This is a genomic window from Chloroflexota bacterium (assembly GCA_013152435.1).
Taxonomy (GTDB): domain Bacteria; phylum Chloroflexota; class Anaerolineae; order DUEN01; family DUEN01; genus DUEN01.
In genome coordinates this window covers 39,204-50,610 of record JAADGJ010000118.1, presented here as the reverse complement: position 1 = coordinate 50,610, position 11,407 = coordinate 39,204, and the positions used below count along the sequence as shown (strand labels likewise).

Genomic DNA, 11,407 nt, shown 5'->3' with positions numbered 1-11,407 from the left:
AGATCGTCCTGGATCGCCTGGTCAGCGAGTGCGATGCCATCTGCCATCTGGCGGCGGCCGTAGGTGTCGACCTGATCGTGCGCCACCCCACTTACACCATCGAGGCGAACGCGATGGGGACGGAGGCGGTGCTGAAGGCGGCCGCGCGCTATCGGGTGCCCGTGTTGCTCGCGTCGACGTCCGAGGTGTACGGGAAGGGGATTCGGGTCCCCTTCCGGGAGGACGACGACGTGGTGCTGGGGCCGACCTCTCGCAGCCGGTGGTCCTACGCCGCCTCCAAGATGGTGGACGAGTTCCTGGGGCTGGCGTATCATCGGGAGCACGGATTGCCGGTTGTGATCGCCCGACTGTTCAACACCGTGGGGCCGCGCCAGACGGGACGATATGGGATGGTCGTGCCGCGTTTCGTGGGGCAGGCCCTGCGCGGGGAGCCCATCACCGTCTACGGCGACGGGCAACAGAGCCGCTGCTTCTGCGACGTGCTGGACACGGTGAGGGCCATCCAGGGGTTGATCGCCCATCCCGAGGCCATGGGGCGCGTGTTCAATGTGGGGAGCACGGAGGAGGTGACGATCGAGGAGCTGGCGCGGCGGGTGAAGGAGGTCACCGGGAGCGATTCGCCGATCGTGTACGTGCCATACGATCAGGCTTACGCGCCCGGGTTTGAGGATATGCGCCGGCGGGTCCCGGACACCCGTCGGATACAGGACCTGTTGGGCTGGCGCCCGACCATCTCCCTGGACGAGACCCTGATCCGGGTGCGGGATTGGCTTGCCCATGAGATGGATCAGGATCGGGATGTGGATCATCAGGCGGTCCAGCGGCCGGACGGGCGGGAATAGAACCCGGAGGCGGAGGGCGTGATGGAGGGCTTGTTGGAAGGGGAGGGCCCTGAGCGGGTGGGAGCGGAAGCGGAGCTCCCCGAATCCGCTCTTCGCCTGATGGAGCGTTTTCGGGCGCGCCAGGCGACGGTGGCCATCGTGGGCCTGGGGTACGTGGGGCTGCCGTTGGCGATGGCCTTCGTTGAGGTCGGCTATCGGGTGGTGGGCATCGATACGGACGCCACCCGGGTGGAGTCGATCCGGCGGGGGGTGTCGTACATCCGAGATGTTCCCTCCGCGGAGCTGGCCCGTGCCGTCCGTGGGGAGGACGCCCGCCTGGATGCAACGACGGACTACGGCGCGCTGGCCGATGCGGAGGCGGCCCTGATCTGCGTGCCCACGCCGCTCAACAAGAGTCGGGATCCCGACATCCGCTACGTGCTGGCGGCGGCGGAGGGCATCGCGGCGCACTTGCATCCCGATATGCTGGTGGTGTTGGAGTCCACCACGTATCCGGGGACGACGGAGGAGTTGCTGCTTCCCACGTTAGAGCGGAGTGGACTTCGCGTGGGTCGGGACTTCTTCCTGGCGTTCTCGCCGGAGCGGATCGACCCCGGGCGCACGGATTACACGATTCGTAACACCCCCAAGGTGGTGGGAGGTGTGACGCCCGCCTGTCTGCGGGTGGCCATCGCCTTGTATGAGGCCGTGATCGAGCGGGTGGTGCCGGTCTCTTCCCCCGCCGCGGCCGAGATGTCCAAGCTGCTGGAGAACACCTTCCGTGCGGTGAACATCGCCCTGGTCAACGAGGTGGCGTTGATGTGCGATAAGCTGGGGGTGGACGTGCGGGAGGTGATCGAGGCGGCGGCGACGAAGCCGTACGGCTTCATGCCGTTCATGCCGGGTCCGGGGATTGGCGGCCATTGCATTCCTCTGGACCCGCACTATTTATCCTGGAAGCTGAAGGCGTTGAATTACAACGCCCGGTTCATCCAGCTCGCTGGTGAGATCAACAGCGAGATGCCCCAATATTGGGTGAACAAGGTTCAGGATGCGTTGAACGAGGCGGGCAAGCCGGTGAAGGGAAGCCGGGTGTTGGTGCTGGGGGTGGCGTACAAACGGGATGTCGACGATACCCGGGAGTCGCCGGCGCTGGACATCATCGAGATGTTGCGGGCGAAAGGGGCGGACGTTCGCTATCATGATCCTTACGTGCCGGGCGTCTCTCATCACGGCTTCGAGATGACGTCGGAGCCGGACTTGGATCGGGCGCTGGCGGAGGCCGACTGCGTGGTGATCGCGACGGATCACAGCGACTACGATTGGGGGGAGATCGCCCGACGGGCCGCGCTGATCGTGGATACGCGATATGTCCTGCCCCGCAACTCGGGGTAGCCCCTTGAGATGAGGGGATCGAACACGTTTCATGAGCGGAGGTAAGATGGGGTTTTGGGATCGATTGCGGCGGAGGAGCAGGGATCGGAAGGTTTTCGTGATCGGCCTGGATTGTGCCGCGCCGGAGCTGGTCTTCGACCGCTGGCGGGATGAGTTGCCAAACCTGCGCTTCCTGGCCGAGAACGGCCTGTGGGGCGATCTGGATTCGTGTATACCGGCCATCACTGTGCCCGCGTGGACCTGCATGTTGTCGGGATGGGACCCGGGGGAGCTGGGCGTTTATGGCTTCCGTAACCGGGCCAACCACAGCTACGATAAGATGTTCATCGCCACTAACAACGTCGTGCGGGCGAAACGGGTGTGGGATTACCTGTCCGAGGCGGGGAAGACCTCCGTGGTGATCGGCGTGCCGCAGACGTACCCGGTGAAGCCGTTGAACGGGTACCTGATCTCGGGGTTCCTAACGCCGGGGATTCAGAGCGATTTCGCCTATCCGGCCGAGTTGAAATATGAGGTGCTCTCGATCGCCCCGGATTATGACGTGGATGTGCCGCAGTTCCGCACGGACGACAAGGACAATCTCCTGAAGCAGATCTGGGACATGACGGAGAAGCGGTTCCGGGTGGTGGATCACCTGTTGACCAGCAAGCCATGGGATTTCTTCATGGTGATGGAGATCGGGGTGGATCGGATCCATCACGGGTTCTGGAGTTATCATGATCCCCAGCACCGCCGGTACGAGCCCGGAAACCGCTACGAGCATGCGATTCGGGACTATTACGTGTATATCGATCGCAAGATCGGTGAGTGGCTGGACAAGATCGATCGGGACACGGTGGTGCTGGTCGTCTCCGATCACGGCGCCAAGCGTATGGAGGGTGGGATCTGCATCAACGAATGGCTGTGGAGAGAGGGATATCTGGCGTTCAAGCAGGATCCGGAGCCGGGGAAGCTCGTGCGCTTTGAGGATCTGGAGGTCGATTGGTCACGGACCAGGGCCTGGGGGAGCGGTGGATATTACGGCCGGGTGTTCCTGAACGTGCGTGACCGAGAGCCGCAAGGGGTGATTCCACCGGAGGAGTATGAGGACTTTCGCAACGAGCTGGCCGAGAAGATCCGGGCTATCCCGGGGCCGGACGGGAGCGATATCGGCACCCGGGTCTTCAAGCCGCAGGAGATCTATCGGGCGGTGAACGGCGTGGCGCCCGATCTGATGGTCTACTTCGGTGATCTGCTGTGGCGATCGGTGGGGTCGCTGGGGCATGGGGATATCTACACGTTTGAGAACGATACGGGGCCGGATGACTGCAACCATGCCCAGAACGGGATGTTCATCCTGTACGATCCGCGAGATAGGCGGAATCATCAGCGGGTGCAGGGGGCTCGGCTGTATGACATCGCCCCGACGGTGCTGAAGTTGATGGGGGTGCAGGGGCCGGATAGCGGTAATGGTCGGCCCCTGGTTTAGTGCGCCTCGGACGAACGGCTCCCGAGCTGGTGTCGAGCGGTGATGGGCGCTTGAGGGAGGGGAGTTCTGTGTTGCCTGATGAGGAGGCCCTTTACACGGCGCTTCGCCTGGTCCTGACGGAGCGGGCGGATCTCGTGCCCTGGTCATCGTTCGGCCCCGAGCATTACGAGCGATTGCTGACCATAGCGAGAGAGGAGGGCGTGGCACCGCTCCTGTACTGGTCGTTGAGGGAATCCGGCTGCCTCGATCATTGGCCGGAGGATCTACAATGGGGGCTTGCCCGGCGGCATTATGCCACGGCCGCTCACAACACCCTGATCTATCAGGAGCTGGAGCGCATCGCCTCCGCCTTCCAGGATGAGCTGTCGGCGGATGACCAGGCCCTGACGGCGGACGGCAGGCTCCCCATCGTGGTGCTGAAGGGGGCGGCGCTGGCGTCCACCGTGTATCCCTCCGTGGCCCTGCGTCCCCTGAGCGACCTGGACTTGTTGGTCCCGCGCGCTTTCATGGAAGCGGCCATGCGGGCGATGCGGTCCCTGGGATACGAGGAGCGGATCCCGGAGGTGAGCCCTGGGATCAATCGGCTCATCGGGCATCATGTGCGTTTGCTGGGGGGCCCTCAGGAGAACGTCGTTGTCGAGCTGCATTGGAATCTGGTAGCGGGCGATGCGGACTGGCGCACCCCGCCTCTGGACTGGTTCTGGGCGCAGGTGGAGCCCCTGTCGGTGGATGGGGAGGCGTTGGGTGCCGAGTGCGTAGGGGAGAGGGACGCGGCTCGCGTGTGTTTGTACATGTTAACCCCTACGGCTCACCTGCTCTATCTGTCCGCACATTTGATGCTGCAGCATGGGGGAGCTCAGGCCTATCTGCTCTGGCTGTATGATCTTCACCTGCTGGTGAGTCGATGTGGAGAGCGTTTGGACTGGGATCTGCTGGCGCAACAGGCCCGGGCGTTTCAGTGGACGGCCGCGCTTCGTGCGGCGCTCCAGAGGATGTCGGAGAGCTATGGGACGCCCTTGCCCGAGGGGTTCCTCGATCGCCTAGCCGAGGACCAGGAGGCAGACTCCGAATATCTGGTGCGGCGTAAGGCGTCGTCTTTGCAGACGAGGGCTACCCGCTTGTGGGCCAACCTGTTCTCGTTGGATCGGCGGGCGCGCTGGCGTCTGATTCGGGGCGTGCTTTGGCCGGATCCGACATTCATGCGTTGGCGGTATCGTCCGCGCCCTGATTGGTTGTGGCCTTTATACTATCCTTACCGTTGGTTCGATATCGCTCGTGAGGGTTTGGTGACGTTACACAAGATGATTCGACCCTCGCGATGATCCTCCCCCGTGATCCCGTGATCGTTGGCCATGGCCTCTGCTTCCCTTCCGCTCCTCCATGTGATGAGAAGTTGCCTGTATGAGCCTTCTCACGCTATAATCCCGGACCGCAGCCGTCAGGGTGGCATCATTAGGCATGCCGATGGGGTGCGTGGGGAGCTTTTGTCCCTGGCCCCGTGACCGTGGTTCAGTGCGACGCTACCATCGGAGTTTATCGGGAGGAAAAGGCGGAATATGGATCTAGACGTTGCTGTGATCGGGGCATCTTCCGCTGGACTGTACGCGGCAGAGCGATTGGCCCGGGCAGGATGGCGAGTGGGGATTTTCGAGAGGAGGGAGGGGATTGCGCCTCCTCGTCGTACGCTGATCGTGACTCCGCGGTGGTCTCACCTCTTCACCCAGGTTCCCGAAACGGCAGTCCTTCATCAGGTCCAGGTGATGGCCGTGGCCACCCCGGGCGCGGCCGTCCGGATCACGCTGCGGGAGCCGGATCTGATCATCGAGCGACGGCAGTTTGCGCAGGCGCTGGCTCGAAGAGCGCAGGAGGCGGGAGCGGACCTCCATTATAGTCACCGTTTTATGGCCTTTGATGTGGGCTCGAGGGGAGTGGCCTTATGTTTGCGCACGGCTGATGGGCGGGAGAGAACGGTGCATGCCCGGGCGGTCATCGGTGCGGATGGCCCGTTCAGCGACGTCGCCGCGGCGGCGGGGATCAAGCGCCCCCCCGTCGTGCCGATCCTGCAGGCGGAGATCCCGTTGCCGTCGGGATGGGATCCATCCGTGACGAAGGTCTGGTTTGACGCTCAGGACACCCGTTTCTTCTACTGGCTGATCCCGGAGTCGTCGGAGCGGGGGGTTTTGGGGCTGGTTGGGGACCATAAGGTCGAGACGAGGGATCTGCTGGCGCGTTTCCTGGACCGACATGATCTGGAGCCGCTGGCCTATCAGGGCGGGCTGGTCGCCATGCACCATCCACGCCTGCGGCCGTGGGGACGTGTGGGAGATGCGCCGGTTTTGCTGGTGGGCGATGCGGCCGGCCAGGTGAAGGTCACCACGGTGGGGGGCACCGTTACCGGCCTGTGGGGGGCGGAGGCCGCCGTGCGCTCTCTGTTGCGGGGGACCTCCTATGCCCGGGAGCTGCGCGCGCTCAAGCGGGAGTTGGACCTGCACTGGCTGCTCCGGGTGTTGCTCGACCGCATGGATAACGCCGTCTATGATCGCCTGGTGAGATGTATCACGCCCCCTGTGCAGCGGCTTTTGGAGCGGTATACCCGAGATGAGCTGACGAAGACCTTCTGGCGGCTATTGGTGTTCCAGCCTCGGCTGTCCCTGATCGGATTGCAGATGCTGCTTCGGTTGGCGAGCACGCGCTCGCGAAGGGTCCCGGAACCCTATTCGATGGGGGATCTGCCGGTTCGTGACTCGGGCGGGTGAGATGGTATATTCGCCGGGCTGGGAGATGATCCCGGCCCTTTTCAATGTGCGTCGATGGAGTGGAACAAGGTGCTCCTGGGGGAATTCCTCTTCCGTGCGTCGCGAAGCACGCCTGTCCCCAGCGCCACAAGCCCGCTGCCTACGAGCAGGAGGGTGGTCGGTTCGGGGATGATGGGAGGGGCAACTGCGAGAATATCCCAAACCCAAATACCATTATGGGCATGGATTGCCTCCTAAGTAGGCTATTTCAGCAGAAGTCTCAGAAACTACCAGCTCCACAGGGGGAGGTGTGGAGGGGACCTCCCCTCCACGGAAACCCTGCTTTTCCGGCCTGCACCTGTCTTTCTCGGCCCTTCCCGAAGGACCCAGGCCGAGGCCAGGCAGGTTGAAGGCGGAAGAAGGGCTTTTCCCAGAGGGGCGGGGCCCCTCCGGGCCTCCCTACAGCAGAAGCAACGGCATTTCTCAGACACACTCTCAAGTGCCAGAAACGTAAGGAAGCATTACCGATGTCGACTACGAAGAACTTTTAGCCCCAGCGCCACAAGCCCGCTGCCTACGAGCAGGAGGGTGGCCGGTTCGGGGATGATGGGAGGGGCAGTCCATTTAAATACTTCCCAAACACACCAGTCAGGACAGTCAGCGTAGACCAGTATCGTTTCGTCATAGCGCATAGGACGTGAGAGGTGGATGGTAAACGTCCCATCCGATTCTACAGTGCTGTAGCCAAGTAATTCACCATCGGGCGTCTTACCGGAGAAGACGTATATAGTTGAGTTTATACATCTGTGGTCTGTAATACCTTGAATTATAGTAGTTGGAGGTTTTGGGGTAGGCCTATAATCGCTAGGGACATATGTACCTTGGGGTGTACACCAGGGTGGGTTGGGCTGTGCGTGAGTGGTCAGAGGTAGGATGAGTACCAAGAACCCAGCAATCATGCTCATCCAGCGCATGGGGCCCTCCTGAAGCACGAAGTGACGCCGAGACGGAACTAGTGCCACAGGCGGCGCAGCGCCAGCAGTCCCAGGCCAGAACCTACGAGTACAAGGGTGGTTGGTTCGGGGATGATAGGAGGAGGGATGTGAAAGATGTCCCAGACATAAGCCCCGTCACGGCATTCGGCGAAGACGGTCATGGTTTCATCTTCGGCCAGAGGACGGTTCAGGGTGACCGAGAAAGAGCCGTCTGGATTTACTAAGGAACTGCCTAGCAGCACTCCCTCCGGCCCTGTCCCTGCGTAGATGTAGACGGGCAGTCCGGCGCAGGCCTGATCCAGCGTACCTTGAAACTCGGTCATCCCTGCGGTGGGGAAACGAGGGTAATCGCTTGGGAGGGGCCACGGATTGCGCTGCCCAAAGGCGGGCGTGCTGAGGAGAAGGACGAAGAACATCGCGGCGGCGATCGTTCTGCCCATCATGTTGGCACTCCTTCTGTATCGCTGCACAAAAATCATACATCGGGAGTGTGAGAGGCGCAAGCCTGTGGGATCGACTCACCGCCAGGAGCCATATCTGCCATTCGTGCAGCCTTGCCTCGTGTTACTTTTCGAACCGAGCCTCCACTTGCACCAGATATCGGGCTACGTCCTCCGCAGATACTGGGGTACTTACCCTAAACGGTGATGTTCCACCTGGTTCCACTTTGTCGAGTTCCATGAAACCGCTCGCCACATCCAGCAACTTCCCGTCCTCGTCGTACATGCTAACAACCAGATTCACATAATCCAGTACGTGTTCCTCATCAACGTTGCGCAACTCACCAACTATCTGAAAGTGGTCGAAGATATTCTTGGACGCAGTCCATTGGATGATCTCAACGCCATCTGTGCTCTCCAGCTCATATGGGATTCCAAGGTTGTCCTTTAGTTCCTCGCCTTCTTCTGCCATTTCGCTTACGGTGATAGAAATGGGCTCAGTTGTCGTGATCGTCTCGATGGTGGCGGTGACGGTGTCGGCCAGGCCGATTTGCAGGTTGAGGTCGAGTACCAGCGGAAGGGTGACGGTTTGAGTCGTGGTCGGGCCGATGGGGACGGAGAGGGTGACGGATACGGGTATTTGCTGTTGGATGTTGATGAGCAGCGGTTGGATTTGGGCGATAATGGGCTCGGCCGGGGTATCGCCCTCCTGGCCGGACACAGCCAGGGCGAGGGTGCTAAGTAGCAGGACGGTTATGGCGATGGTGAGGATCATGCGTCGCATGTGTTTGCTCCTGTTCACTTTTTGGGGGGTCTGAATCCGGCCTCTTGGGCCTCTTCCTCCGTGCAGAACCAGCGGTCCCCTTCTTCTGGCCTGATTTTCGTTCTGCTATACCAGCGGCTGGTGGACGTGTGATAGATCTTCGTCTCGGATCTCGGATTCACGTTGCCTTTGATGTCGCACGATGGGTCCGGTTGGGTGATGCATCCCCCGGGACATGCGGCCGGCTGGGTCTCGGATATAGCTTTGGTCTTGTGGGGGCTCGTCTTCGTGATAGCGGCTGTGGTGTTGGTCAGGATAATCCGCAGGTTGAGCTCGAGCGTCACTGGCAATGTGATGGTTCGCGTGGCGGATGGTCCGATTGGCACGAGCATAGCGAGGGATATGGGAATCCGTTGCTGGATGTTCGCCTGCAGCGGTCTTATACGAGCGATGCCCGGTTGGAGCGATGTGCTGGCGTCTTGGCCGAACACGGCCATGGTGAGGGTGCCGACCAGGAGGATGGCTATCGTGATGGCGGCGGCTGCGTAGCGCATGAGCTGATCATCCCCTTTGCGATGGGGCGTGGGTTATCCTTGAGGCTCCAGCGAAAGAGAGGAAATGCGATCGTCAGTGTGTCGAGGTCTCGTCGGCTGCCCCTGGATTCCCGTGGGGACTCGCCGAGACCCTGGCTCATTCGACATGGCGCCCCTCATTCCGTCAGCCGCCATGTCACCGGATGTGATGGTGGGAATGTGGGGTGGATGATAGAGGAATATCAGGCGCCCCTGGAGGGACTCGAACCCCCGACGACAGGGCTTAGGAAGCCCTCGCTCTGTCCAACTGAGCTACAGGGGCAGTACACAAAGTGTACCACAATCGGCCGATTTCGGCAAAGTGCCACCTCTGGACCCCGCTCAACATCGCAGAGGTGGCCGGGAAATCCCTCATGGAAGTTATCGTGGGCCAAGGGTGAGAGCCCGGCCCGTGGCGGCATGGAAGTCGCCGTGGGCATCCGAATTCACGGGGATGGGGCCACGGCCGTCTCTGCCGCCTTCACCCGCAGCGTGCGCAGCCGGTTGAGCGCCGCCGCCAGCTCGAACGCCCGAAAGCGGGCGTAATCCCCCATCCGGCGTGGATCGAGCACATCCAACCCCTGTTCATCGATGTCGCGCATCACGGCGTCCAGGATCTCCTTCACCGTGCGGCGCCCGTCCATATACTTCTCACGGGCGTAATACAGCGCCTGCGCGATGGCTCGCACCTGGGAGTCGTCCACCAACTGCTCCACGGCGCTCAGATCGATCTCCTCCCGTCCGAAGAGGATGGTCTTCAGCCCCTTCGCCTTCAGGCTCACCTCACGGCGCCCCTTGCTGGGGTCCAGGCTGTCCGGCAGTGGAATGCGAGGGGTGATCGTGCCGAAGGAGTCGCCGCCTTCCGGACGGCGCTCCGCTGCGTACTTGCGGGCGATCTCCCGGGCGCGCGCTGTGGCGTCCCATGGCCGGTAATTCTCCATGGCGATCACCGTGTCGGCCACATCGAAGTAATCGCCGCTGCCCCCCATAACCAGGATCGTCGAGACGCCGTAGTCCCGGTATAGCAGCCGTACCTTGTCGATAAATGGAGTGATCGGCTCATGTTCCTTGGCGATCAGCTCCTGCATCCGGTGATCGCGGATCATGAAGTTGGTCGCCGCGGTGTCCTCGTCCACCAGCAGGACCCGTGCGCCCGCCTCCAGCGCCTCGATGATGTTGGCGGCCTGGGAGGTGCTGCCGCTGGCGTTGTCGGTAGTGAAGCTGCGGGTGTCCATCCCGAACGGCAGGTTCGTGATGAAGGGGCTGATATCCACGCCGGCGATGCGGCGCCCGTCCTCCGCCCGCACTTTGACCGCGGCCGGATGGGTGACCACGCGCTCGCGGCCATCGCCCGGGATATGATTATAGACCCCTCGCTCGATGGCGGCTAGCAGCGTGGACTTGCCGTGGTATCCGCCTCCCACGATCAGCGTGACCCCGCGGGGGATGCCCATCCCCGTGATGCGCCCGGCGTGCGGCAACTCGACCGTGACCCGAAGCGACTCCGGCGACTCGAAGGGCACCGCGCCGCGCTCCATGGGGCGATCGTCGACGCCGCTGCGCCTGGGCAAGATGGCCCCATCGGCCACGAATGCCACCAATCCCAGCGCGTCCAGTTGTTCCCGCAGCGCGTCGGCGTCCTCGACCACGCGCAGATGCTCCAGGAGGGCCTCCCGCGGCTGGCTGCGGGCCAGCAGCGCCCGCTCCACGATGGCCGGCAGGTCCTCGCACAGCATCTCAGCGGCCTGGCGGCCCAGGATGCGTCGCCCGGCGGCGGGCAGCCCGGCCACGAACCGGGCCTCCACCCACTCCGCCGTCACCAGCACTGCGGTTCGCTCCAGCACCTCCTGGCTGGGGGTATCCATGGCCAGGAGCCCGCTGCGGCCGCTCCCGCGTCGCCCTGCGCGCTGGCGACACGCTTCAGCGAAGCGGCGGCACAGGAAATCGCGCAAGGCGATCTCTCGGCTGCGGGTGGAGTACGTGGACGCGCCGAATCGGGCGACCGATTGGGGCACCCGCACCCGGAGCCGGCTGGGGGATGCGAAGGGGTCGCCCTGGACGTGATCGATGAACAGGGTGAATCCGGGAAACTCGTACCGCCGGGCCAAGTCCTTGTAGGCGGGATACCCGCGCCCGTCCAGTCGTAGCAGCGTTTGGCGAAGATCGTCTTGTGTTGGCATGATGTTTGCTCCCTGCACGCAAAACAGGGGCAGGCTTG

General features: G+C 62.6%; 11 protein-coding genes and 1 tRNA gene. 5 read left to right on the top strand and 7 right to left on the bottom strand.

Features of this window, described 5'->3' with window-relative positions; all coding sequences use genetic code 11:
- The 5 genes from GXP39_16850 to GXP39_16830 form a co-directional block, all read left to right on the top strand.
- The coding region (locus GXP39_16850) for an NAD-dependent epimerase/dehydratase family protein (GenBank protein ID NOZ29700.1) at window positions 1-842 on the top strand (842 nt) is incomplete at its 5' end.
- Between the two features lie 21 nt (window positions 843-863).
- A complete protein-coding gene (locus GXP39_16845; GenBank protein ID NOZ29699.1) occupies window positions 864-2,216 on the top strand; it encodes a nucleotide sugar dehydrogenase in 1,353 nt (450 codons plus the stop codon).
- A 46-nt stretch (window positions 2,217-2,262) separates the two neighbouring features.
- Window positions 2,263-3,684 (top strand): phosphodiesterase, encoded by a 1,422-nt coding sequence (locus GXP39_16840; protein NOZ29698.1) that lies wholly within the window; start codon window positions 2,263-2,265, stop codon window positions 3,682-3,684.
- Between the two features lie 68 nt (window positions 3,685-3,752).
- The gene (locus GXP39_16835) at window positions 3,753-5,006 is read left to right on the top strand and encodes a nucleotidyltransferase family protein (protein NOZ29697.1); all 1,254 of its coding nucleotides are present in this window, start codon (window positions 3,753-3,755) and stop codon (window positions 5,004-5,006) included.
- A 234-nt stretch (window positions 5,007-5,240) separates the two neighbouring features.
- A complete protein-coding gene (locus GXP39_16830) occupies window positions 5,241-6,440 on the top strand; it encodes an NAD(P)/FAD-dependent oxidoreductase (protein ID NOZ29696.1) in 1,200 nt (399 codons plus the stop codon).
- Window positions 6,441-6,481: 41 nt separating this feature from the next.
- Here GXP39_16830 and GXP39_16825 read toward each other — a convergent pair whose 3' ends face one another.
- The 7 genes from GXP39_16825 to GXP39_16795 form a co-directional block, all read right to left on the bottom strand.
- On the bottom strand, window positions 6,482-6,667 hold the full coding sequence (locus GXP39_16825; GenBank protein NOZ29695.1) for a PEP-CTERM sorting domain-containing protein: 186 nt from the start codon (window positions 6,665-6,667) through the stop codon (window positions 6,482-6,484).
- A gap of 273 nt (window positions 6,668-6,940) precedes the next feature.
- Window positions 6,941-7,393, bottom strand: coding sequence for a PEP-CTERM sorting domain-containing protein (locus GXP39_16820; GenBank protein ID NOZ29694.1), 453 nt, complete (start codon window positions 7,391-7,393; stop codon window positions 6,941-6,943).
- A gap of 38 nt (window positions 7,394-7,431) precedes the next feature.
- On the bottom strand, window positions 7,432-7,857 hold the full coding sequence (locus GXP39_16815) for a PEP-CTERM sorting domain-containing protein (GenBank protein ID NOZ29693.1): 426 nt from the start codon (window positions 7,855-7,857) through the stop codon (window positions 7,432-7,434).
- Between the two features lie 121 nt (window positions 7,858-7,978).
- Complete coding sequence (locus tag GXP39_16810; GenBank protein ID NOZ29692.1) at window positions 7,979-8,638, bottom strand: hypothetical protein; 660 nt, start codon at window positions 8,636-8,638, stop codon at window positions 7,979-7,981.
- A gap of 14 nt (window positions 8,639-8,652) precedes the next feature.
- The gene (locus GXP39_16805; GenBank protein ID NOZ29691.1) at window positions 8,653-9,171 is read right to left on the bottom strand and encodes a hypothetical protein; all 519 of its coding nucleotides are present in this window, start codon (window positions 9,169-9,171) and stop codon (window positions 8,653-8,655) included.
- 226 nt (window positions 9,172-9,397) lie between these two features.
- Window positions 9,398-9,472, bottom strand: a tRNA-Arg gene (locus tag GXP39_16800).
- A 163-nt stretch (window positions 9,473-9,635) separates the two neighbouring features.
- Window positions 9,636-11,369, bottom strand: a complete 1,734-nt coding sequence (locus tag GXP39_16795; GenBank protein ID NOZ29690.1) for an ABC-ATPase domain-containing protein — start codon at window positions 11,367-11,369, stop codon at window positions 9,636-9,638.
- Window positions 11,370-11,407: the final 38 nt, after the last annotated feature.

Excerpts from the sequence above, each read along its gene's own strand:
- GXP39_16840 (NOZ29698.1), top strand. The coding sequence starts at position 2,263 with ATGGGGTTTTGGGATCGATTGCGGCGGAGGAGCAGGGATCGGAAGGTT.
- GXP39_16795 (NOZ29690.1), bottom strand. The coding sequence starts at position 11,369 with ATGCCAACACAAGACGATCTTCGCCAAACGCTGCTACGACTGGACGGG.
- GXP39_16845 (NOZ29699.1), top strand. The coding sequence starts at position 864 with ATGGAGGGCTTGTTGGAAGGGGAGGGCCCTGAGCGGGTGGGAGCGGAA.
- GXP39_16805 (NOZ29691.1), bottom strand. The coding sequence starts at position 9,171 with ATGCGCTACGCAGCCGCCGCCATCACGATAGCCATCCTCCTGGTCGGC.
- GXP39_16830 (NOZ29696.1), top strand. The coding sequence starts at position 5,241 with ATGGATCTAGACGTTGCTGTGATCGGGGCATCTTCCGCTGGACTGTAC.
- GXP39_16815 (NOZ29693.1), bottom strand. The coding sequence starts at position 7,857 with ATGATGGGCAGAACGATCGCCGCCGCGATGTTCTTCGTCCTTCTCCTC.
- GXP39_16820 (NOZ29694.1), bottom strand. The coding sequence starts at position 7,393 with ATGCGCTGGATGAGCATGATTGCTGGGTTCTTGGTACTCATCCTACCT.
- GXP39_16810 (NOZ29692.1), bottom strand. The coding sequence starts at position 8,638 with ATGCGACGCATGATCCTCACCATCGCCATAACCGTCCTGCTACTTAGC.